This window comes from Novosphingobium sp., from assembly GCF_032093395.1.
In the GTDB taxonomy this organism is placed as follows: domain Bacteria; phylum Pseudomonadota; class Alphaproteobacteria; order Sphingomonadales; family Sphingomonadaceae; genus Novosphingobium.
In genome coordinates this window covers 15,191-39,197 of the sequence record NZ_DAMDBA010000048.1, presented here as the reverse complement: position 1 = coordinate 39,197, position 24,007 = coordinate 15,191, and the positions used below count along the sequence as shown (strand labels likewise).

General features: G+C 61.8%; 17 protein-coding genes, 1 pseudogene and 1 riboswitch. Of the genes and pseudogenes, 9 read left to right on the top strand and 9 right to left on the bottom strand.

The window, feature by feature from the left end; translation table 11 throughout:
* Positions 1 to 174: 174 nt before the first annotated feature.
* From RT424_RS15655 to RT424_RS15610, 9 genes and pseudogenes are all read left to right on the top strand, one after another.
* Positions 175 to 3,171: an autotransporter outer membrane beta-barrel domain-containing protein gene (locus tag RT424_RS15655; protein ID WP_313440188.1), complete on the top strand. Its 2,997-nt coding sequence runs from the start codon at positions 175 to 177 to the stop codon at positions 3,169 to 3,171.
* Positions 3,172 to 3,258: 87 nt separating this feature from the next.
* Positions 3,259 to 4,902, top strand: a complete 1,644-nt coding sequence (locus tag RT424_RS15650) for a DUF6065 family protein (RefSeq protein ID WP_313440186.1) — start codon at positions 3,259 to 3,261, stop codon at positions 4,900 to 4,902.
* Between the two features lie 176 nt (positions 4,903 to 5,078).
* On the top strand, positions 5,079 to 5,681 hold the full coding sequence (locus tag RT424_RS15645) for a sigma-70 family RNA polymerase sigma factor (protein WP_313440184.1): 603 nt from the start codon (positions 5,079 to 5,081) through the stop codon (positions 5,679 to 5,681).
* A 124-nt stretch (positions 5,682 to 5,805) separates the two neighbouring features.
* Positions 5,806 to 6,777 carry a FecR family protein gene (locus RT424_RS15640; RefSeq protein ID WP_313440182.1) on the top strand — a complete coding sequence of 324 codons (972 nt, stop codon included), beginning with the start codon at positions 5,806 to 5,808 and terminating at the stop codon, positions 6,775 to 6,777.
* A gap of 241 nt (positions 6,778 to 7,018) precedes the next feature.
* A pseudogene (locus RT424_RS15635) lies at positions 7,019 to 9,447 on the top strand (TonB-dependent siderophore receptor).
* A gap of 37 nt (positions 9,448 to 9,484) precedes the next feature.
* Positions 9,485 to 11,119: a PepSY-associated TM helix domain-containing protein gene (locus tag RT424_RS15625; protein WP_313440178.1), complete on the top strand. Its 1,635-nt coding sequence runs from the start codon at positions 9,485 to 9,487 to the stop codon at positions 11,117 to 11,119.
* A complete protein-coding gene (locus RT424_RS15620; RefSeq protein WP_313440176.1) occupies positions 11,116 to 11,409 on the top strand; it encodes a hypothetical protein in 294 nt (97 codons plus the stop codon). Before RT424_RS15625 ends, RT424_RS15620 begins: the two co-directional genes overlap by 4 nt.
* Positions 11,406 to 11,687, top strand: coding sequence for a DUF3325 domain-containing protein (locus RT424_RS15615; protein WP_313440174.1), 282 nt, complete (start codon positions 11,406 to 11,408; stop codon positions 11,685 to 11,687). The genes RT424_RS15620 and RT424_RS15615 overlap by 4 nt, the downstream gene beginning before the upstream one ends.
* Positions 11,684 to 12,484 carry an energy transducer TonB gene (locus tag RT424_RS15610; protein WP_313440172.1) on the top strand — a complete coding sequence of 267 codons (801 nt, stop codon included), beginning with the start codon at positions 11,684 to 11,686 and terminating at the stop codon, positions 12,482 to 12,484. The genes RT424_RS15615 and RT424_RS15610 overlap by 4 nt, the downstream gene beginning before the upstream one ends.
* Positions 12,485 to 12,615: 131 nt before the next feature.
* Here RT424_RS15610 and RT424_RS15605 read toward each other — a convergent pair whose 3' ends face one another.
* The 9 genes from RT424_RS15605 to RT424_RS15565 form a co-directional block, all read right to left on the bottom strand.
* Positions 12,616 to 14,016: a short-chain fatty acyl-CoA regulator family protein gene (locus tag RT424_RS15605; RefSeq protein WP_313440170.1), complete on the bottom strand. Its 1,401-nt coding sequence runs from the start codon at positions 14,014 to 14,016 to the stop codon at positions 12,616 to 12,618.
* 202 nt (positions 14,017 to 14,218) lie between these two features.
* A complete protein-coding gene (gene prpB, locus RT424_RS15600) occupies positions 14,219 to 15,139 on the bottom strand; it encodes a methylisocitrate lyase (protein ID WP_313440168.1) in 921 nt (306 codons plus the stop codon).
* Between the two features lie 9 nt (positions 15,140 to 15,148).
* Entirely contained in the window at positions 15,149 to 16,324 is a 1,176-nt protein-coding gene (prpC, locus tag RT424_RS15595) for a 2-methylcitrate synthase (protein ID WP_313440167.1), read from the bottom strand.
* 41 nt (positions 16,325 to 16,365) lie between these two features.
* Positions 16,366 to 16,671 (bottom strand): hypothetical protein, encoded by a 306-nt coding sequence (locus RT424_RS15590; RefSeq protein ID WP_313440165.1) that lies wholly within the window; start codon positions 16,669 to 16,671, stop codon positions 16,366 to 16,368.
* Entirely contained in the window at positions 16,668 to 17,891 is a 1,224-nt protein-coding gene (gene prpF, locus RT424_RS15585; RefSeq protein WP_313440163.1) for a 2-methylaconitate cis-trans isomerase PrpF, read from the bottom strand. Before prpF ends, RT424_RS15590 begins: the two co-directional genes overlap by 4 nt.
* Entirely contained in the window at positions 17,891 to 20,512 is a 2,622-nt protein-coding gene (acnD, locus tag RT424_RS15580; protein ID WP_313440161.1) for a Fe/S-dependent 2-methylisocitrate dehydratase AcnD, read from the bottom strand. The genes prpF and acnD overlap by 1 nt, the downstream gene beginning before the upstream one ends.
* A 189-nt stretch (positions 20,513 to 20,701) precedes the next feature.
* Positions 20,702 to 21,730: a methionine synthase gene (locus RT424_RS15575; protein ID WP_313440159.1), complete on the bottom strand. Its 1,029-nt coding sequence runs from the start codon at positions 21,728 to 21,730 to the stop codon at positions 20,702 to 20,704.
* A gap of 26 nt (positions 21,731 to 21,756) precedes the next feature.
* A complete protein-coding gene (locus RT424_RS15570) occupies positions 21,757 to 22,755 on the bottom strand; it encodes a DUF1852 domain-containing protein (protein ID WP_313440157.1) in 999 nt (332 codons plus the stop codon).
* A gap of 380 nt (positions 22,756 to 23,135) precedes the next feature.
* A riboswitch (cobalamin riboswitch) is annotated at positions 23,136 to 23,357 on the bottom strand.
* Between the two features lie 103 nt (positions 23,358 to 23,460).
* Positions 23,461 to 23,970, bottom strand: a complete 510-nt coding sequence (locus RT424_RS15565) for a hypothetical protein (RefSeq protein ID WP_313440155.1) — start codon at positions 23,968 to 23,970, stop codon at positions 23,461 to 23,463.
* Positions 23,971 to 24,007 lie beyond the last annotated feature (37 nt).

Sequence of the window (24,007 nt, the reverse complement as noted above, 5' to 3'; positions counted from 1 at the left end):
TTTACGGGCTTGGGAATCCCCCGCGTGAGTCAGCCTCAACGCACCTTGGTATTAGTCGCAGGAGGCAGCGTGGCCGAATCGATTTCACATTCGACAGGTCGAAGCAGAGCTTCGCAGCGGTGGTTACTCGGCCCCGAAACCGTTTTGCGATCGCACCAGAAGTTACGCCATGCCTTGCTCGGCGCTGCCGCCACGACGGTTCTTCTTCCCTTTGCCTTGCAGGAAGCCTGGGCGCAGCAATGTGTTCTGGACGCTTCGGGCGTGGTGACTTGCTCGGGCACCGTCACCGGCGGTTATTCGTCGACCAATACGAGCGTCATCGAGGAAATCCTTCCCGGCGCCACGCTGAACGGTCCGCTCGGCGCGTTTGGAAGCGGCGATGTGCTGGTAGACAATGCCGGATCTATTCTGAATTATCCCGCCGCCGTTACTTTCGAGGGTATCGCCGGATTTACCAAGACCTTCAATAATACCGGGACCATAAACGGAAACCTGATCGGTAACGGAACCGGGCGCATAGTCTTCAACCAGGACGGAGCCATGAACGGCTCCGTGCAGATAGACGGCGCCGGGATCAACGACATTACGATCGGCACCGGTCGCAGCATTCAATCGGTGAATGTCGTTGGCAGCGATAATTCGCTGGACAACTCCGGGGTTATCAACGGCCAGCTTCTGCTGAAGGGCACAAGCGAAAACCTGCTGGTCAATCGCTCCGCGCTCAATTCGGTCGAAATCGACGGCGGTGGGCAGAACACGCTGTTCAATGTCGGCACGATCAACGGCAATGTCGGCATCAGCAGTGACGGCAGCGTATTCGTCCAGAATACCGGGTTGCTGTCCAACAGCCTACGCATCACCGGCACCTCCGCCGACTTCGTAGACAATGCCGGGAACATCAGCGGCGCCGTGGAGACGGGTGACGGCAACGACGTGGTGATCAACCGCGTGGGAACGGTAAACACGATTCTGGGCCCGCAGCGGGGTATCAGCACCGGCGTCAATACCGGCGGCGGTGAAGACGTGTTCATGATGCTGGGCGGCGAGATCAACGGCAATGTGATGCTGGGCACGGGCAAGGACTTTGCGCTGGTGACCGGCGGCATCCTGACCAATCCGCTACAGATGCAGGACGGCGACGACTTGCTCTACTGGTCCGGCGGCGCGATGAATGCCATCGACATGGGCAACGACAACGACGTTGCCCTGTTCCTGAAGCTCACGCCGACCAACATGGCCAACAACATGCCGATCGACGGCGGCCTTGGCGACGATCGGCTGATTTTCGAACAGACTGCCGGTGATAGCGTCGCCCGTTTCTACAACTGGGAAGAGATCGACCTGATCAGCGGCTCATCGCTGACCTTTTCGAACTACGCGACACTGAAGCTGGGCGATTCCGGTACGGCAACCGGACAACTCTACATCGACCCGACCAGTACGGTATATGCGGGCGGAGGTACGCACAATGTGATGCCGTACCAGTCGCAGAGCCTGGTGACCGTCTCCAATTACGGCCTGATCGACCTGACCAACGCCGGCAACAGCGTGACCGACCGTTTCGCTGTTTATGGAAACTACTATGGCGGCGGTGGACGGCTGGCGCTCCAGACGCAACTGGGGGACGACAATTCTCCATCCGACCGGCTGGTGATCAGCGGGCAAGGCGCGCAAGGCTACGGCGCGACGGCGATCAGCATCACCAACGTGAACGGGCTTGGCGATTTGACGACGGCGGACGGCATCCGGGTCGTGGACGCCGCCAATGGCGCACAGACCACAACGGGCGCTTTTTCACTCGCCGGTCCGGTCGCGGCGGGTATCTATGAGTATGAACTCTATCGCGGCGGCGTGACGGCCGGCACGGAGGACAGCTGGTTCCTGCGGTCCGAGATCGTCGCAACGCCGACACCCACGCCCGTGCCGGTCCCCACGCCAACGCCTGTGCCGGTTCCCACACCGACGCCTGTGCCGGTCCCCACACCGACGCCTGTGCCGGTTCCCACGCCAACGCCTGTGCCGGTTCCCACGCCGACGCCCGTGCCAGTCCCAACACCGACCCCCACGCCCACACCGCCGCCGACACCCACTCCTACGCCGGTGCCGACACCAACTCCCACTCCCACTCCCACTCCCACTCCCACTCCCACTCCCACTCCGACACCACCACCGACTACGCCCGTGCCAACCCCGATCCCAACGGTCCGTCCGGAAATTCCTTCCTATTCGCTCGTCCCGACGATTGCGCAGGAATTGGGTCTCGGCGTGCTGGGCACTTTCCACGAGCGGCAAGGTGACCAGTTGATCAAGTCAGGGAACGGGCTCGCGCCTTCCGTCTGGGGGCGCATCTATGGAGACAGTCGCAAGCAGACCGCAGATCAGACCGTCGCGCGCGCGGATTACCAGCTGGCGCCGACGTTCGATGGCCATGTCTGGGGTATCCAGGCCGGTTTCGACTTGTACGCACGCAATTATGACGATGGCCGCCAGGTGCGCCTGGGTGCCTTCTATGCGCACAGCGAAGCGTCGGGAACGACGCGCGGGAATGTGCTGGGCGTGCAGGACGCGTTAGCCGGAAGCATGAACCTCAAGTCCGAAAACGCGGGCGGTTATGCCACGTATATCGGCAGCGACTTGTGGTACCTGGACGTGGTCGGGATGTACTCCTGGCTCTCCGGCCACGGTTCTTCGTACCGAGACGTGGGCGCCAGCTTCAAAGGACACTCCTACCTGTTTTCCGCCGAGGCGGGCTATCCGATCAAACTGGCCTACGATTGGACGCTGGAGACGCAGGGCCAGTTCATCGTCCAGAACGTGTCCCTGAATCCGACCTCGGACCTCTACGCGACCATAAACTTCGACGATGTCACCACGTATACCGGCCGGCTCACAGCGCGGATCGAGCATGTCGCCACGACGGAAACCGCCTTTTTCCAGCCCTTCCTCCATGTCGATCTCTGGCACAATTTCTCGGGGAAGCATGAAATTCTCTTCAACACCAATGCGCTGGTTCTGCAAAGCGAGAGCACCACGCTGAAGCTGGGGACGGGCTTCACCACTATGCTCAAGCCAGGCATCGGCTTTCACGCCGGTGTGGATTGGGCGAAGGGACTGGCCCAGGGAGACTACGATGCGATCGGCGGGAATATCGGCCTGCGCATCGTCTGGTAGGCAGGCGGGCGAGAAGGCGCTGCCTTTCGTTTTCCGCCTGCCGCATTAACATGGCGCGCCTGAACGCGCTGGGGGTCATCGCCTGCAATGAAACTCACCTGTTACGTTTACTCGGGATGGAAGCCGCGCATCCGCGCCGCCTCGCAGGCACGCGGATGGATGGATGCCACGCCCGAACGCTTTGCCTATCGCTGCCTGCCGCTGGACATCGCCAATTCGCATGGCTGGGAAGTCTTGAGCCCAGTCGGCTTCGAGGCGGAATGGAACGGCGGCAGTGCGCCCGAAGACGTCATCATTCGCCCCGATCCGGCCTCTCCACGGGAAGCCTTGCCGGTCGCGCTGTTCGGTGCGGGGGTTCTCACTTTCCATGTCGAAGGCCTGTTCCGCACGGAGCAGGGCATCAATCTCTGGGCAGGCGGCCCTCCCAACAGTGCCAAGGACGGCATTGCCCCCCTTTCCGGGCTTATCGAGACGGACTGGTCGCCCTACAGCTTCACGATGAACTGGCGCTTCACGCGGCCCAACCACGTCATCCGCTTCGAAGAGAACGAACCCTTTTGCTTCATCTTCCCGATCGGCCGCGCCGCGATCGAGCAGGTCGAACCCGAAATCCGCCCGATCGAGGATGCGCCGGAATTGAAGGAGCAGTTCGAAACCTGGAGTGCGGGACGCGATGCCTTTCACGCCCGAATGGCAGCCGAACCGCCCAGCGCCCCGGCGGACAAGTGGCAGAAGAACTACTTTCGCGGCACCTATGCTTCCGGGGCACCCGGGCCTTCGGATCACAAGACGAAGCTGCGGCTTGCCGAATTCAAGGGCGCTGAAGCATTCCATCGCGGTCCCGAACCACGCGCCGGATGCCCGCATGCCGAAGCCGCGCGGGTCAACGATAAACCGCAGTCCAAGCAGCCGCAGCCAGGCAAGCTCCAATGGATCATGGAATCGATCCAGCGGCTGGGCGCTCTTTCCGAAAACCGCCAGGTTCCCCGCTACGATGGGATCGACGCACAGGCATTTCTCGATCGCCATTATGCCGCAAACTGGCCGGCTCTGTTGGCTGGGGAGCTGGCCGATTGGCCGGCATTGCAACGCTGGACGCCGGAATACCTGAAGTCGGTCATCGGCGCGGCACCGGTCGAAGTTCAGGCCGATCGCAGCGGCAATGCGGACTTCGAGCGGAACATGGACAAGCATGTCACGACCATGCCTTTCGACACATTCATCGATCGCATCACCTCTCCCGGTTCCGGCAACGATCTTTACCTTACCGCCTACAATGCCGGCGCGAATGCCGAAGCGCTTGCGCCCTTGGTCGCCGATCTCGGCTTTCTCGACAAGTTCCTTACGCGCGATTGCGATCGGCCGTATGGCATGACGTGGATCGGGCCCTTGGGGACTTTCACGCCGCTGCATCATGATCTGACCAACAATCTCCTGCTGCAACTTGTCGGCAGTAAAAGGATATTGCTGGCGAGCCCGCTGGAAACGCCGCGCATCTACAACGATTTTCACGTCTACAGCGAAATCCGCGATCTTGCCGAGCCAGACCTGACCACGCGCTTCCCTGCTTTAAAGGGCATGCGCGTTCATCAAGTCGATCTGCGGGCAGGGGAGGCCTTGTTCATCCCGCTGGGGTGGTGGCATCAGGTAACCTCCACCGACTTCAGCGTAACCATCACGCATACGAACTTTCACTGGCAGAACGATTTCTACCAGGAATACCCGCAGTGATCGCGATCGCCGCCTAATTGGACCCGAGCTTAGGGCCGTCCCAAAAATCATGAGTATCGATGGACGACGCGCCCAGCAGCGGCGTTGGTGATCTTCGATCTGCCGGTGCGCAAATCCTGCACGCAGGCATGAAGACGCCAAACGTTGCAGAAAGATCGCAGCCCAGATAAAGGCTGGTGAGAATCATTCTCATTAAAAGGATGATAGGTAGGGCGGCGCAATGCATGGATGGCGTTGCTCCCGTCTTCCTCGACAAGGAATTGAATGACTTCGTGCCGCAGGAAGGGACTGCCTCTGCTCTTTACAGCACGCATCGTGCGGCATTGGTCGACTATGCCGCCGGTATCGTTGGAGGGCGCGCGCAGGCGGAAGACGTCGTGCAGGACGCCTGGCTGCGGATACAGCAAGTGGAACGCGGCCGACTGCTGGAAGAGCCCTTGCGCTATTTTTACCGCGTCGTCCGCAATCTCGCTCTCGACCGGATCAGGGTGGTCAAGCGGGAAACTCGGCGGAATGCAGAAGATACGGCGCCTGAACTGAATGCCATTCTCGACGAAGCGCCTTCGCCGGAAGATATCGCACTCGCTCGCGATGAATTGCGCCGGGTGATCGAGAGCATGGCAGAACTCCCGGAGCGAACCCGCATCGCCCTGGTCATGCACCGGGTGGAGGGCCGAAAACTCAAGGAAATAGCGGCGCATTTCGATATATCTGTTTCTCTGGCCCATGCGCTCGTGGCGGAAGGTATGCGCCATTGCGGCCGTGTGGTAGCGCGGTAAAGCTCATGTCGAACCTAGTTTTATCTGAAAATTCCGGCTCTCGAATCGTTGATGCTCAAAGATGCTCTCGAAATAGCCATGTGCTTCTGATCGACGAGGCACTTGGCGAAGCTATGGGGCCAGCATGAACGCAACGCCTTCCTCGTCGGACGATCGCGCGGCCAATGAAGCGATCGATTGGGTCATCCTGCTCGCCGAGGAGCCGGAAGACCTGGAATTGCGCGCGCGGTTCGATCGCTGGTTTGCTTTCAGTACGGAAAACCAGGCAGCCTGGTCGCATGCGAACAAGGTATCGAGCCTGGTCGAACAGAGCCAGAATGTCGCATTCCTGACGCCTGCCATTTCAAAGGTTGAGGCGGTATCGACCCCGCGACGGCAAAGATTCCTGCGGTGGCCCACTGTTGTCGGCGCGGCGATCGCCGCATGCCTGACCGTTTTTCTTGCCCCTGAGGCCATGTTGCGCTTGCAATCCGATTATCGCACCGGGACGGCGGAACAGCGGTCGGTTGCGCTGGCAGATGGCAGCACTGTGCAATTGGCGCCGCGAAGTGCGATTTCCGTGTCTTTTGGGCATGGGGAGCGGCAAGTACGCCTGCTATCCGGTGAAGCCTACTTCGAAGTGGCTCGGAACGAGAACGAGCCTTTCAAGGTCTTGACCGACGATGCGGTCACTACCGTGCTGGGTACGGGGTTCGATGTCCATACTGGCGATGATGCTACGGACGTAAACGTACGACATGGTCGGGTCCGAGTGGCGAACCTGGCCTCCCCACCTGCGACACGCATTTTGACCGCGGGACAATGGGCATCCGCCCGGCGGGGAGGGCTGGTCGGCGGCGAAGGCGTAGCCAGCCTGGTCGGGTCATGGAGTAGCGGCCGATTGGCGGTGGTGGACCGTCCGGTTGGAGAGGTGATCGCAGATATTCGCCGCTATTATCGCGGTGTCATCATCGTGAGGGATAAGGAAATCGCCTCGCGATCGGCATCCGGCAGCTTCAATATGTCGGATCCTGTCGCGGCGATCGATGCGCTCGTACGGCCGCATGGCGCCACAGTATATCAGATCACCCCCTGGATAATTGTGGTATCCAGCTGACAAATATCGATTTTTATAGAATATTCCGTTTTCTCAAGAAAATTTCTGAAAAAGTTCGCGCCTCCATCGTTATGGCTCGAGGCTTTGTTGCGATGGACACGCATTAGCAAATCTGCCTCCCGGATAGAGACGATATTGGAGGCTGAATGTGTTTTCTGGGGGTTTGAATATCACGCTGGAAAAGGGGCGGCGTGGGCTTGGAGTGCTCTTCCTGGCGAGCGCCGCGGTGTTGCCCGCTGTCATGCTGGCAACACCCGTTGCCGCTCAGTCGGGCAGTCAGCGCAGCTTTAACATCGAGGCGCAAAATCTGGATCGGGCACTGGCGATTTTCGGAGCACAGTCCGGGCTTCAGGTTACCGTGGATGGCGCGCAAATCCGGGGGGTCAAATCGCGGGGCGCTTCCGGAACGATGTCGCGCGAGCAGGCGCTTTCTGCACTGCTGACGGGAACGGGCTTCACCTATCGCTATACAGGCGCGAACACTGTCCTGATCGAGCGCGCGCCTGATATCGCAGACGGTGCCATCTCGCTTGGTCCCGTCAGGGTCGAAGGCGCGAATGGTTCGGGTGGACTGGTCGCCAGTCCCAGCTCGGATATGCTCGCCTCCGAGGGAACGGGATCCTACACGCCGCGCGGCTCCGTCACGTCCTCCAAGCTGCCGCTGACGCTGCGTGAGACGCCGCAGTCTGTCACGGTCATTACCCGCCAGCAGATCGAGGACCGCAATTTCATCACCATCGACGAGGCTATCGAATCCTCGACCGGTGTCACAGCCGAAGCCTTCAATCTGGGCACGCTGCAATTCAAATCGCGCGGTTTCGACATGGGGTCCGGGCAGATCGACGGCATGATGGGGGCCGGCGGTTCTACCGGTGGCTATGTGCCCAACATCGCGATGTTCGATAGAATCGAGGTCATGCGCGGTGCAGCCGGGTTGGTGGCCGGACGGGGCTATCCGGGCGGCGTCGTCAATCTCATCCGCAAACGTCCGCTGGACAAGGCGCGCTATGGCCTCGTTCTGCATGCCGGAACATGGGACCAATACCGAGGTGAAGCCGATATAAGCGTGCCGGTCACCGACTGGCTCCGTGTGCGCGCGGTTGCGTCCTACGAAAATCGCAAGTTCTTCACCGACCTCGTGCATACCAAGCGTCCCATGATCTACGGGGTCGCGGAAGCGGACGTCACGCCCACGACTTTGCTTACCGTCGGTGCGAGCTACGAAGAGAACAATACGGACTCGTTCTTCAACAGCGGTCTGCCCTGGTTCTCTAACGGCAAGGATTCCCGCCTGCCGCGTTCCTCGCGTGGGATCGCGCCAGGCTGGAACTATTTCGACGTCAACGCGACAAACATCTTCGGTTCCGTGGAGCAACGGCTGGGAGGGGCGTGGAAAGCGAAGGTCCAGGTCAATCAGCAGCGATGGTCGCAGGACTACCTTGCTCCCAATGCACGACCATCGGCCATCGATCCTGTCACCCAGATCGGCCCTCAATTGAGGAGCACGGTGCAGAACTTCAGGGCGACTACCGAGACGCTTTCGTTCGAGGGACAGATCGATGGCGAGGTTCAGGCCCTGGGCAGAACGCATGAGATCGCGGTGGGGGCGAGCTATTCACGCCAGAAGGATTTCGATAACGAATCCAGGTCGGCAACAATCGACGCCACGCCTCGCCCCATTTTCAACGCAGACCCTTGGGCGGTCGCTCGGCCGGTGTTTGGCGAGTTCTCGCCCACCGGCTATTCTGCGAAGATCGTCCAGGAAGGCATCTGGGGCGTTGCGCGGCTGAATGTTGCCGATCCGCTCAAGGTCATTCTGGGCGCGCGGCTCAGCAATTATGAATCCGGCGCCCAGTATACGGTGACGGGCCCCTTCACGACCCTGAAGCAGAAGCACGTCTTCACGCCTTATGGGGGCGTCGTGTTCGATGTCGCTCGGAACTGGTCGGTCTATGCCAGCTATGCGGAGATCTTCCGCGACCAGAACAGCATGTTTCGGGCCGACGGTTCCACGCTGCCTCCCGTCACGGGGGTGAACTACGAGCTGGGTACGAAGGGTGAATTCTACGACGGAAGCTGAATGTCTCTTTCGCGCTCTTCCGGGTCGTCGAGAGCAATCGGGCCCAACAGGATCCGAACAATCCCGCGCCTTGTGTCGGGGCGCCTACGGCGGATGCCTGCTACATCGCCGATGGCAAGGTTCGCGGCCAGGGCTTCGAAGCCGAGGTTTCGGGTGAAGTACTGCCCGGTTTCGAAATTACCGCAGGCTACACTTTCACGGATACCGAGTACCTTCGCGATCGCACCGATACCGGCGCGCCCAGTGAAAATCAGGGTGCCGATTTCAGCAGCATCACGCCGAAGCATCTTCTCCGCGTTTGGGGCAATTACAAATTGCCCGGTGCACTAGACGGCGTCTCGGTTGGTGCAGGCGTAAATGCGCAAAGCCGCATTTCGAGCAGTTCCGACGGCACCGATACCGTCAGGCAGAAGGCCTATGCACTCGTCAATGCGCGCCTTGGCTATCAGGTGAACGAGCATGTCTCGCTGGCCCTCATCGCCAACAACCTGTTCGACAAGCGCTATTATCAGCGTCTCTATGCGCTGAATGGCGGTAATCGTTACGGTGAGCCCCGATCCGTGCTGGTGAATGCCCGGATCACATACTGATGAGACCGGTAGTCGGCGCGCATCGGAATAGGGATCGATGAAGGACAGCTTTCGCCAGTCCATGGCATGGCTTCATACATGGACCGGGCTGGTTGTGGGCTGGGTTCTGTACTTCGTGTTCATGACCGGTGCGGCCGGCTATTTCGACGAGGAGATAACCCTGTGGATGCAGCCGGAAGCGCCCGCCGTGACATCGGCGGCCGAGCTTCCGGCTGCCGATATCGTCGCCCGGGCGCAGGCGCTTCTCCAAAAGAGCGCGCCGGGTGCCGAACGCTGGTCGCTTGATCCCTCCTGGGATCGGGTAGGGCATGACTGGTACCTCTCCTGGTCCGGGGCAGGGCAGGAGCAGGGGAGCGTGGCAATCGACCCGGTAACCGGTCAGCCGCGCTCGCCCCTCCGCCTTCGAGAAACCGAGGGGGGCGTGGGACTCTATCGTTTGCATTACCAGCTGCACTACATGTCCGAACATAGCGCGATCCTGATCGTTGGGGCCTGCACGATGCTCATGCTGCTGGCGATCCTGAGCGGGGTCGTCACGCACAAGAAAATCTTCAAGGACTTCTTCACGTTCCGTCCAGGGAAAGGCCAGCGCAGCTGGCTCGACATGCACAACCTCGTCAGCGTGACCGCGTTGCCATTCTTTTTGATGATAACCTACAGCGGCCTGATATTCTTCATGTACGCTTACATGCCGGCCGCGATGGATGTGGCTTACGGCAGGAATACGGCCTGGCCGGACGACGGTTACAGCAATCCGCTCAATCCGCGTGCCAACAATCGCTTCGACGATGAGGATATGCCGAAAGTGAGGCCAATCGTTCACGTTGCAGGGAACTCCGTCGCTCCTCTGACAGATATCGCCAGGCTTGCCAGGATCGTGGAAAGGCAATGGGGGCAAGGCAAAATTGGTGGCATCTCCGTCGAGCATCCGGGGCGCAGCGACGCGCATGTCACCTTTCTCTTCATGGATACAGGACTGGTATACAGCAGCCGCAAGCAGATGGTCTTTGATGGCGTGACCGGCAGGGATCTGTCGCCCCCGTCCTTTCGGCAGGGCGCTGCATGGAAAGTGCAGAACGGCATGATCGCTCTTCATGAGGGGCTGTTCGCCGGCCCGTTACTGCGCTGGCTCTACTTCCTGTCCGGCCTGCTTGGCTGCGCCATGATCGCGACGGGACTGATCCTGTGGACCGTCAAGCGGCGGCAAAAGCAGCAGCGAGGTGAAGGGGATGCCTTCTCATTCCGTCTGGTCGAAACCCTCAACATCGGTACCATCGCCGGGTTGCCTTTGGGAATTGCGGGCTATTTCTGGGCGAACCGTCTTTTGCCTGTCGGCATGGAAGCGCGTGCGGCCTGGGAGTTTCATGCTCTGTTCGGGACCATGGGAGCAGCCTTCCTGTGGGCAGCCGTCAGACATCCGGCGGGTAAGGCCTGGACGGAACTATCGGCGACCGCAGCGGCGGGCTTCCTGCTGCTGCCTTTGCTGAACGCAGTCACTACTGACCGGCATCTGGGGAACACTATCCGGGGCGGCGAATGGGTACTGGCGAGTTTCGACCTGACCATGCTGGCCGTAGGCGCAGTTTTTGCGATGGCCGCGATCAAAGTGCATCGTAGGTGGGCAGCACCATCTACTTCAGACCGGCGGCGTTTAGCCGGGGGCAGCGCATGAAACCCGGTTTGCGTTACCGGTTCACTGTGCTGTCACGCATTCTGGCGGGCCTTGGCGGCGGCTACGTGCTGACGTCGCTCACAGTGGTACTTGTGTCGTTGTGCCAGCCGGGAAGCAGGGCTTCGGCTGTCTTGTGGGCTACGATGGCAGGCTTTCTTGTCTACGCGCTCGTCGTCATGGCGGTGTTCCACGCTCGAAGCGTTGTCCGGGCGTGGGGTTGGATCATCGGCGTGTCCATGCCGCTCGCGCTTCTCATTTTTCTGCTGACCAGAGGAGGGCCAAGCTGGTGAGCGCCCTGTTCGTATTCCTTTCTGCCGTTTCGGGATTTGCCTGTTTGGCTCTTTCCATGGCCAGGCATTACCGCGATCTGTTCGGAAAGGCGCTTTCCCGACCGGTCGAAAGGGCGTTCCGGCTCTCAGGCTGGAGTCTGATAGCTGTGTCCTTCGCAATAGCGACCGCGAGCCAGGGGCCTGCGATCGGGCCTGTTCTTTGGCTCGGACTTCTCACTCCCGCAGCGCAGGTCGTCGTGTTCATGCTGACTTACAGGGACAGGTGGCTGCCGAAATGATGCTGGAGGTTCCCTATGGCTCGGGGTGCAACGACAATGCTTCCGCGTCGGCGGAAATGGCTTCGCAATTGAACTATGCGGCTATGGCAGACCTTGGCCTGCCGCGGACGCGCTATGCGGATCAGCCGGTGAGCTGGCAGACGCGGCTCTTCGGGATGGGCGGGATCGGTGCGATCTGTCTGGCGGTCACGGCCGCCATGGTCCTGTCCTGGCGAGTCTATACCGCCGTCCAGACACCGCCCAGCCTTAGTGTGTTCGATGTCGCTGCGCCCGCAGCACCTCCCGAACCGCAGCGCGACACCCCGCCCGATCCGGAGCAGGTGCAAAAGGAAAAAGCCGAGGTCCAACCTGATCGTCCCAACGCCGAAGTTCCTGAGATCCAGATACCAAGCGAAAGCCCGATCACGCTGGAGCCGTCAAAACCCGTGATCGACCCTGGACTACCGATCGAGAAAACAACCGCACCCGAAAGCAAGCCGGTTCCACCGGCGCAGAGGGCTAGTGATGCAAAACCGACTTGGGAAGGTATGGTTCTGGGGGCGCTAAACAAGGTGAAGCGCTATCCACGCGAAGCTTCATTCCGGCACCAGCAAGGCGTTCCCTACATTCGCTTCGTCATGAACCGCGAGGGCGACGTGCTCTCGGTGCGGCTTGAGCGCTCTTCCGGCATCCGGTCTCTGGATGGCGAAGCGGTCAGCCTGCCCAAGCGCGCTGCGCCGCTCCCCAAGCCGCCCAAGGATGTCGGCGGGGAGACTATCGAACTTGTGGTCCCAGTTGAATTTTTCATGCGAAAATGAAGTTGATACTCGGGCATTTTTCCGGAGCGCGGACGAGATACAAGTCCGCTGGAGGGCGCTGCCGGTCGCGACGGGACGGATCAGCGGCTGGTGCTAAATCCGATTTGCACAAGGCCGGGTAAGGCACACCGTCACTCTGCCGAATAGGGAACCAGCGTCCTGCGGTTCTCGTCCACCGCGATGGGCTTGCCGATTGGAGGGAAAGCTCGCTGCGGGCAAGCCGGCCGTTCGCAGACCTTGCAGCCGGCCCCAATCCGGGTTGCCGCCGCAGGATCGGAGAGATCGAGACCGCGCGCGTAGATCAGCCGTGAGGCATGGCGGATATCGCAGCCGAGCCCGACGGCGAAAGTCTTGCCGGGAACGCCATACCCGGCATTGCCCGAACCTACCGTGCGGGCAATCCAGAGGTAGGTCCGCCCATCCGGCATCTGGGCGATCTGCGTCAGAACCCGGCCCGGCTGGGTGAAGGCTTCGTAAACGTTCCACAGCGGACATGAACCGCCGACGCGCGAGAAGTGAAAGTCGGTCGCGGACTGCCGCTTGGAAATGTTGCCGGCGCGATCGACGCGCACGAAAAAGAACGGAACGCCGCGTGCGTCCGCTCGCTGCAGGGTCGAAAGGCGGTGGCAGATCGTCTCGAAACCGACCCCGAACCTTCGGCCAAGACGTTCGATGTCGTAGGCATCTTCTTCCGCCGCCGCGAGAAATGCGGCGTAAGGCAGGATAAGGGCGCCGGCGAAATAGTTGGCGAGCCCGATCCGCGCGAGCCGCCTGGCTTCCTCGCCGGCCAGGATCGCATCGTCGGCAAGCCGGTCGATCTCGTCCTTCAGTTCCAGAAAGGCGAGTTGGGTGGCCATCTGGAAAGCCTGCTGACCTTGCTTGAGATGAGCGGAGAGATGGAGCGTGCGGTTTGCATGATCGTAGCGTCGCTGCGCGCTTTCGGTCTCGCTCCAGACGATCTGGATGCCATGCCTCTCGCGCAACCGTTCGATGAGGCCGGCATAGACCGAGCGCGGGCTTAGGCCAGCTTCGCGGTAGATGCGCTCGGCGGCTTCATCCAGCAGTTCGACGTGATTGTGGCGCGCATAGAAGAAGTCGCGCACCTGCTCGAACGGCATTCGGGCGGGGCCGGGCGTGATCCAGTCATCGCCCAATTGCGCGGCCATGGCCTCGCTGCGCTCGCTCAGTTCGCGCTGGCGGCGGTGCAAGGCTACCAGGGTCCGCCCCACGGCGGGCATGTTGGCAGCCAGTTCCTTGATCTCGGCAAGCGCGATCGGCTCCGCGCTGTCCGTCAGCGCTTCACGCAGGTCCGTGACGAGGCGGGCTTCCTCGTCTTCCGAGAAGAGCTGGACATCGATCCCGAAAACAGCGTTCAGCTTCAGCAGGACCGGCACGGTCAGGGGGCGCTGGTTCTGTTCGAGCTGGTTGAGGTAGCTGGGCGAGATATCGAGCGCGGAGGCAAGCTCCACCTGCTTGAGCTTACGCTCTTCGCGCAGGCGCCGCAGCCGCACGCCCATGAACATCTTCCGCATCAGCTCTTGCCCATCCTTCGCAAGATTTGCAGATTGCGCTTGAATGGTTCGCAAAACTTCGCAAATCTTTGTTTTATCGCTCTTTCGCTCATGCGGATGTTGCAAATCATTCGGACGAGATCAAGCGGAATGCGATACCGCCCGGCATCCCTGCAGCCGTTTGCGAGGGCACCGGGCGGACGACCGGAAAGCTGATGGAGGGTCAGCTCGCCGGCAAGGCTTCGGGCACGATCGTCTTCACGATCGAGGCGTCGAGTTCCTCGTAATCATGGAGGCCGATCGTCTCGTAGAGTTCGGCGCGGGTTTGCATGGCATCGACCATGGCGTGGGTGCCGCCATCCCTGGCGATCGCGGCGTAAAGCAGGGCTTGCGCCTTGTTGGCGACGCGCAGCGACGAGACCGGCCAGATCACCATCTTGTAGCCCATCGCCGCGAATTCGTCCGCCGTATAAAACGGCGTCTTGCCGAACTCGGTCATGTTGGCGAGCAGCGGCACGCCCGGCATGGCCTCCGCAAACCTCGTGAACATCTCGCGCGTGACGAGGGCTTCGGGGAAGATCGCGTCGGCGCCGGCTTTTACGTAGAGTTTCGCGCGCTCGACGGCGGCGTCGAAGCCTTCCACGCCGGCCGCATCGGTACGCGCGACGATGACGATGTCCCGGCTCGCCTTCTTGGCGGCCGCGACCTTGGCGGCCATGTCCTGGGCGGGCACCAGGTTCTTGCCGTTGAGATGGCCGCACTTCTTCGGCAAGATTTGGTCTTCCAGATGAACCGCGCCGGCCCCGGCTTCCTCAAACGTGCGGACCATGTGCATGACGTTGAGCGCTTCGCCGTAGCCGGTATCGCCGTCGACCAGCAGCGGTAGCGCGGAGGAGCGCACGATCTGGCGGATGAAGAAGGCCACTTCGTCCACCGTGATCACGCCGAGATCGGGGAGGCCCATCGAGGCGGTCATGGCCGCACCGGAAAGGTAGAGTCCCTCGAAGCCGGCCCGCTTCGCCTGGATCGCCGCCTGTCCGTTGTGCGCGCCGGGGAGCTTGTAGATGCCGGGGCGGGCAAGGGACTCGCGGAAGCGTTTGCCCGCGCTTTCGCGGGGCAGTTCGTCTGCAATCAGGTAGGGCATGGGTACTCCTTAAGCCGCACAGGGCTCGTTGCGATGCGCAAGCGGCACGAATGTGAGGTTTTCCGGGCCGGTGTAGTTGGCCGAGGGGCGGATGATCTTGTTGTCCTGGCGCTGCTCGATGACGTGCGCGGCCCAGCCCGAGGTGCGGGCGATGACGAAGAGCGGCGTGAACATCGCCGTCGGCACGCCCATCAGGTTGTAGGAGACGGCAGAGAACCAATCGAGGTTCGGGAACATGCGCTTGGCGTCCCACATCACGCTCTCGATGCGCTCGGCGACCGAAAACTGCCGCTGCGCTCCCGCTTCGTCGGCCAGCGACTTCGCAACCCGCTTGATGACGACGTTGCGCGGATCGGAGATCGTATAGACCGGATGCCCGAAGCCGATGACGACTTCTTTGCCGTCCACCCGGCGGCGAATGTCTGCCTCCGCCTCGTCGGCACCGGCGTATCGCTTCTGGATCTCGTAGGCGACTTCGTTGGCGCCGCCGTGCTTGGGGCCGCGCAGCGCGCCGATGGCGCCGGCGATGCAGGAATACAGGTCCGAGCCGGTTCCCGCGATCACCCGCGCGGTGAAGGTCGAGGCGTTGAACTCGTGCTCGGCGTAGAGGATCAGCGAGGTGTGCATTGCCCGCGCCCAGCTTTCCGAGGGCGCCTTGCCGTGGAGCAGGTGCAGGAAGTGGCCGCCGATGCTGTCGTCATCGGTCTCGACCTCGATCCGGCGGCCGTGGTGGGCGAAGTGATACCAGTAGAGCAGGATCGAGCCGAGCGAAGCCATCAGCCGGTCGGCAATATCGCGCGCGTCGGGCAGGTTGTGATCATGCGTTTCGGGAAGAACGCAGCCCAGCGCCGAGACGCCGGAGCGCATCACGTCCATCGGATGCGCGGCGGCGGGGATAGCCTCCAGCGCGGCCTTGACCGAATGCGGCAGTCCGCGAAGACCCTTGAGCTTGGCCTTGTAGGCGGCCAGCTGCGGCGCGGTCGGCAGTTCGCCGTGGACGAGCAGATGGGCGATCTCCTCGAACTCGGCGGACTCGGCGATGTCGAGGATGTCGTATCCACGATAATGCAGGTCGTTGCCGGTCTTGCCGACGGTGCACAGGGCGGTGTTGCCTGCGGCCACGCCGGAGAGCGCCACCGATTTCTTGGGCTTGAATGCGACTTCGCTGGTCGGCGTGGGGGCCATAGGATCCTCTCGGGTCGAAATGGGCGGGTTCGAAAGGGCGTTCATGCGCCGCAATCCCGCTTCTGGGTGAAGGTAGTGAAGGTGAAGCGGCCGCTGGCCGCGATGGTGCGCCCGCCGTCACCATTGAGTGCGGTGGCGAAAACGGAGACGACGATCGCCTGGTGGTCCTCACCGACGGACCAGGTTTCGAGATCGACGTCAGGAACCGAGAAGCCCTCGTTCACCTGGACGGCATCGCACCTGGCGATACGGATCGTGTCGCCAAGGCTACCGGATGCGCGGTCGGCGGCGGCGGAAACCATGGCATCGAGGAGGTCGACGCCGCGTTCGGGGCGATTGGAGGTCATGCTGCGATCGCTTCCGGATTTTGTGCCTCTTGGAGAACTTCGGCGGGCACGAAGACCTCGCCCTCCATGAGGATGCGGGCACTGCGGCTCATGATCGCCCTGGTGACGGTCCACTGGCCATCGACCTCGCGAGCTTCGGCGCCGACGCGCAGGGTGCCGGAAGGGTGGCCGAAGGTGACCGCATTGCGCATTCCCCCGCCCGCAGCGAGGTTGACCAAGGTGCCGGGCACGGCAGCAGCGGCGGCGATGGCGACCGAGGCGGTGCCCATCATCGCATGATGGAGCTTGCCCATCGACAGGGCCCGGACCAGCACATCGATCTCGCCGGCGAGGACTTCCCTGCCACTCGACGTGCGATGATCGACCGGCGGGGCGACAAAGGCGATCTTGGGTGTATGCTGGCGCTTTGCCGCTTCCTCGGGCGTCTTGATCAGCCCCATCTTCAGTGCACCAATGGTGCGAAGCGCCTCGAAGCGGGATAGCGCTGCGGTATCGCCGTTGATGGTTTCGCGCAGTTCGGTGCCGGTGTAGCCGATGTCCTCGGCATCGACGAAGATCGTCGGAATGCCGGCGTTGATGAGCGTGGCCCTGAGCTTGCCGCCTGCGACAATCTCCTCGGGCACATCGAGTTCGTCGACGAGATTGCCGGTCGGGAACATCGCTCCACCGTCCGCATCATCCTCGGCGGGGTCGAGAAATTCGAGCACGATCTCGGCCGCCGGAAAGGTCACGCCGTCGAGTTCGAAGTCGCCGGTTTCCCGCACTCTGCCATCCGTGACCGGGACATGGGCGATGATGGTCTTGCCGATGTTGGCCTGCCAGATGCGTACCTTGCGCGTGCCGTTCGCTCCTGCATCGACGTAACCGGCGTGGATCGCGAAGGCCCCGGCTGCGGTCGAAAGGTTGCCGCAATTGCCCGACCAGTCGACGAAATCGGCATCGATCGAGATCTGGCCGTAGAGATAGTCGACATCGTGACCGTCGCGACTGCTGGGCGAGAGGATCACGCACTTGCTGGTGCTGGAGGTGGCGCCGCCCATGCCGTCGATCTGCGCGCCGTAAGGATCGGGACTGCCGATGACGCGCTGGAACAGCCGGTCGCGGGCCTTGCCGGGCTGGCGGCAGCTTTCGGGCAGGTCTTCGAGGCGGAAGAACACGCCCTTGCTGGTGCCGCCGCGCATATAGGTGGCGGGAATGGCGATCTGCGGAGCGGCGACCATCAGGCGGGCTCCGTTTCGGACGAGGCAAGGAAATCCTGCGCGAAGCGTTGCAGCACGCCTCCGGCCTCGTAGATCGAGACTTCTTCCGCCGTATCGAGGCGGCAGATGATCGGCACGCGCTTGAGCACACCATCTGATTGCCGGACGATCAGCGTCAACTCGGCGCCAGGTTTGCGATCGCCCTCGACATCGTAGGTTTCGGTGCCGTCGAGGCCCAGCGTCAGGCGCGTGGTGCCCGGCTTGAACTCGAGCGGGAGCACGCCCATGCCGATGAGGTTGGTGCGGTGAATACGTTCGAAGCCTTCCGCAACGATCACTTCCACGCCGGCAAGGCGCACGCCCTTGGCCGCCCAGTCGCGCGAGGATCCCTGGCCGTAGTCGGCACCGGCGATGACGATCAGGGGTTGGCGGCGATCGAGGTAGGTTTCTATCGCTTCCCACATGCGCATGACCATGCCGTCGGGCTCGAGCCGGGTCAGCGAGCCTTTCTTCACAGTGCCGCCGACCACGGCCATCTCGTTGATCAGCTGCGGGTTCGCAAATGTCGCGCGCATGGCGGTCAGGTGGTCGCCGCGGTGCGTGGCGTAGGAATTGAAGTCCTCTTCCGGCACGCCCATTTTCGTGAGGTATTCGCCTGCCGCCGAACTCGCGAGGATGGCGTTGGAAGGCGAGAGGTGGTCGGTGGTGATATTGTCCGGCAGGATCGCCAGCGGGCGCATGTCCTTCAGCGTGCGCGGAACGGCGGCAAGCGCGCCGACGCCTTCGGTATCCCAGTAGGGCGGACGGCGGATATAGGTGGATTGCGGGCGCCAGTCATAGAGCGGGCTGGCCGCGCTGCGTTGCTGCGGCGCGAACATCGGGTCGTAGACCTCGCGGAACTGCGCGGGCTTCACCGAGGCTGAGACGATGGCATCGATTTCCTCGTCGCTTGGCCAGAGGTCTGCGAGCCGGATTTCCTTGCCGTTCGCGGTGCCCAGTACGTCCTTTTCAATGTCGAAGCGCATCGTGCCGGCCAGCGCATAGGCGACCACCAGCGGCGGCGAGGCGAGGAAGGCCTGCTTGGCGTAAGGATGGATGCGTCCGTCGAAGTTGCGGTTTCCGGAGAGGACGGCGGTGGCGTGGAGATCGCGCTCGATGATTTCCTGCTGGATCCTGGGGTCGAGCGCGCCCGACATGCCGTTGCAGGTCGTGCAGGCATAAGCGACGATGCCGAAGCCGAGCTTTTCCAGCTCGGGCAAGAGGCCCGCTTCCTCCAGATAGAGCTGGGCGACTTTCGAGCCCGGCGCGAACGAGCTTTTGACCCAGGGCTTGCGTGTAAGGCCCAGTTCATTGGCTTTCTTCGCAACGAGACCGGCAGCGACGACGTTGCGCGGGTTCGAGGTGTTGGTGCAACTGGTGATCGCGGCGATGATCACGGCACCATCGGGCAGGAGGCCTTCGCGTTCCTGCGCGATCGCCTTGTCGAGATCGACGGCGATGCCGCGCTCCTCCAGCGCCGAGGTGGGCAGGCGGCGGTGCGGGTTGGATGGACCGGCCATGTTGCGGACGACGGTCGAGAGATCGAATTCCAGCACGCGCTCGTATTCGGCCGTCTTGAGCGCCTCGGCCCAGAGCCCCGTGGTCTTCGCGTAAGTTTCGACCAGTCTGACATGCTCTGGATCACGGCCGGTCAGAAGCAGGTAGTCGATGGTCTGGCTGTCGATGTGGAACATCGCGGCGGTGGCGCCGTACTCGGGGCACATGTTGGAGATCGTCGCACGATCGCCGATGGTCAGGCTGTCGGCGCCTTCCCCGAAGAACTCGAGCCAGGCACCGACGACGCGTTCCGTCCGCAGGAATTCTGTGAGGGCGAGCACAACGTCCGTGGCCGTGATGCCCGGCTTGCGGTGGCCAGTGAGTTTTACCCCCACAATGTCCGGCAACCGCATCATCGAGGCGCGGCCAAGCATCACGGTCTCCGCCTCCAGTCCGCCGACGCCGATGGCGATCACACCAAGCGCATCGACATGGGGGGTATGGCTGTCGGTGCCGACGCAAGTGTCGGGGAAAGCGGCGCCATTGCGCACCTGAATGACGGGGGACATCTTCTCCAGGTTGATCTGGTGCATGATGCCGTTACCGGCAGGGATCACATCGACGTTCTCGAAGGCGCTCTTGGTCCATTCGATGAAGTGGAAGCGGTCCTCGTTGCGGCGATCCTCGACCGCGCGGTTCTTGTCGAAGGCCTGGGCCTCGAAGCCACCGTATTCGACAGCGAGAGAGTGATCGACGATGAGCTGGGTCGGCACCACCGGGTTGACTTTGGCCGGATCGCCGCCCTGATCGGCGATAGCGTCGCGCAGACCCGCGAGGTCGACGAGCGCGGTCTGGCCGAGGATGTCGTGGCAGACGACACGCGCGGGGTACCAGGGGAAGTCGCGGTCGCGCTTGCGTCCTGCAATCTGCGCCAGGGCTTCGTTCAGCAGTTCCGGTTCGCAGCGCCGCACAAGCTGTTCGGCAAGGACGCGCGAGACATAGGGCAGGGTGTCGTAAGCGCCGGGGCGAATGGCTTCGATCGCGGCACGCGTGTCGAAATAGTCGAGCTGCGTACCAGGCAGAGTCTTGCGGAAGGCGGTGTTCATGTCGCCCTTATCCGCATGGTTTCGCCACGCGGAAATGGCTGAAATGGCGAAGATTTGCGCAAGAAGTTCTGCAAATCTGCGAAGTTTGCGAAGGATTTGGGCTGGGCACCGAGATCTGCCTGAAAACTGACGGTTTCCAGACAGGCCCCGGTGCTTCATCGCCAAAGCAGAGGTATCGTCAGCGGGTTGTCAGCCTGCGATTTCCTGCCGGAGGATTTTTGCGCCGGCTCCCAGAGCATTCAGCTTCGCCCGTGCCACGCTGCGAGACAGCGGGGCCATGCCGCAGTTGGTGGAGGGATAGAGCTTGTCGGCATCGACGAACTGCAAGGCCTTGCGCAGGGTATCGGCTACTTCATCCGGCGTCTCGATGGTGTCGCTCGCCACGTCGATGGCGCCGATCATCACTTTCTTGCCCCGAATAAGCTCGATCAGGTCCATCGGCACGTGGGAGTGGTGGCATTCCAGCGAAATGATATCTATCTTCGATTTCCGCAGATTGGGGAAGGTTTCCTCATACTGTCGCCACTCCGCCCCCAGAGTCTTTTTCCAGTCGGTATTGGCCTTTATGCCATAACCATAGCAGATGTGGACGGCCGTCTCGCACTTCAGGCCTTCTGCGGCCTTTTCGAGCGTGGCGATCCCCCAGTCGTTGGCTTCTTCGAAGAAGACGTTGAACGCCGGTTCGTCGAACTGGATGATGTCGATGCCTGCTGCCTCCAGTTCCCTGGCTTCCTGATTGAGGATGGTCGCAAACTCCCAGGCCAGTTTTTCCCGGCTCCGATAATGGGCATCGTAGAGCGTATCGATCATCGTCATCGGGCCCGGCAGCGTCCATTTGATCGGCTGATCGGTCTGGGCGCGCAGATACCGGGCATCATCGACGAAGACCGGCTTCGGGCGCGCGACAGCGCCGACGACCGTCGGCACGCTGGCATCGTAGCGATTGCGGATCCTGACGGTTTCGCGCTTCTCGAAATCGACACCGCTCAGATGCTCGATGAACGTCGTGACGAAGTGCTGGCGGGTCTGTTCGCCGTCGCCGACGATGTCGATACCCGCGTGCCGCTGATCGTCCACGGCCAGACGCAGCGCGTCCTGCTTGCCGGCTACCAGCTCCGCGCCTTCCAGTTTCCAGGGTGACCAGAGTTTTTCCGGCTCCGCCAGCCAGGAGGGCTTGGGCAGGCTGCCGGCGGTCGAAGTGGGCAAGAGTGTTTTCATGAGGGGTGACCTTGTGTGTCGTCTTGTCAAAGGGTGTGGCTGGAGCCGAAGCTGGCGGACCATCGGTCCAGATCGGCCTGGTACGGCCTGATGAAGTGCTCTTGCGCGAACCTGCCCTGCTCGATGGCGAGGCGGCTGCGTTCTTCGCGGTCGTAGACGATCCGGGTGGAGGAGAAGTCCTGATGCTTCAGACTAGGCCGGAAGCATTTTCCTGCGGCGGAATTGGCATTGTAGATTTCCGGCCGGTAGATCCTCTGGAACGATTCCATCGTGCTGAGGGTGCCGATCAGCTCAAGGCTGGTGTAATCGTTCAGCAAGTCGCCAGTGAAATACAAGGCCATGGGTGCGACGCTGCCCCGCGGCATGAAGTAGCGCACCTGCAGCCCCATCTTTGCGAAGTATTCGTCGGTGGTGGAGAACTCGCTCTGCCGGTACTCGGCCCCCAGAATGGGATGGAGGTTCTCCGTGCGGTGGTAGGTCTTGCTGCTCGATACGCTCAGGCAGATGACCGGAGGCTTCGCGAAATTGTCCCTGTATGCGGCCGATGCCAGGAAATGCCGGAACAGGCTGCCGTGCAGATCGCCGAAGCCTTCCGGCGTCGTGAACGCGGCCTCGTCCTTGTTGTACTCGGCCAGCAGAACGCTGAAGTCGTAATCGCGCACATAGGAGGAGAAGTTGTTGCCGACGATGCCATTGATGCGGGTATCGGTACTTCGGTCGATGATGCTCGTTTGCAGCATCTCGATCATCGGGAAGGCGGTACTATCGCCAGCGGCGGCAATATACATCTCGACGGAAACGATATCGAGTTCGACACGGTAGCGGCTACCATCAGGATTATCCCAATCCGCCAGATCGTTGAAGCGGTTGTCGATCATCTTCAAGGCATTGCGCAAGTTCTCCTGACGGTGTTCGCCTCTGGCCAGGTTGGCGAAGTTCGTCGTGATGCGCGTGTTGTCCGAGGGCCGATAATTCTCGTCGAAGCGAATGCGCCTGATGGAGAACGTAAGATCGCTGTCTGTCATGACCGGTTGTCCTGAGGATCGCCCAATTGCGGGGCCATGCGGCGCGCCGTGGGCGACGCGTGGAAGAACGGGATTGGCGTGTGTTGCAGGCATGCGAGGTTTCCTTCGGCGCGGCGCGAACGCCGTCCGTCATTGTGCTTCCGGATGAATGTGGGTTTGCGGCGCGCCGCGTCAGGCGGGGCTCAGCCCCATGACACGGCGCGCGGTCGCATTCGTCGGCGTGCGAAGAAACGGAAAAGGATTGCAAACATCGACCGATCACCTGCTTTGGACGGGCGGAAGGATCGAAGGAGGAACGCGCAAGGCCTGAGTGGCCCGGACGGAGCATATACTACGGGCCACGCTGCAAGCGCGATCCACCGGAGGAACCCCCGTCCGAGGAACGTTATGGCGCCGAAGGCAGGTCTCCTGGCTTGCGGGTCATCGCGGTGGTTCCGGCCTTCCCGAGCCTTGTGCAAAGCTCAGTGACACGAAATGGAACCGCCACTCGCCGCTTACAGTTGCGGGGGCAGCGCCGGACTCTGCCCTGAGGGCACCACCGGCTTCCCGTCTTAGCCCCGCCGTCATGCCTGAGGCGGGGAACCTCGACAGGCTTCTTCAACACCATCAGCCGGCCCGTGTCAACTATCATATAAAGATATCTTTATATGACCCGCCAGGGCTGGGTTTCCGCGCCGAAGGTTTGAAGACACCCGGTCGTCATCATCAAGTTTCAAGCCACAGATCCTCCTCTCGCCATCGTTGGATTTCTGCTGGATCGGCGAGGAGGGCTTGCACAGGTGCGACGGCGTATGTCGTCAGCGAAACGGTCTGCCCACGCTTCATCAGGGCTGCCCCTTGTTGAACAAGTCTCCCATCCTTGGTCCAGCGAAGACGTTCCTTGTTGCTGATCGGCAGGGCCAGGAGCAGTTCCTTGGCCGTCAGCGGACGCCGCGCGATCCTGGAGAGCTGGTGCGCGATGGGTCCAAGGAGCAGGCGCAGTTGGAAATCGCCGATTTTAGGCAGAAACAGCGCGTGGCTCTCGTCGATCCACCGGATGCGCGCGCCGGACTTCGCTGTGTCTTTTACACATCGCTTGGCCTCCCCGCGGCGCAATGTGAGACCAAGCGGCCCCGTGAAGCACTGCGCAAATGACAGGATCGAACCCGCCTCATCCATCCCGGCTTGAAGCGAGGCATGGATCCATTCCTCCAGCGAACCGCGTATCGATTGCAATGCGAACTCCGGGTGGATGAAACGATCGAAGCCCGGT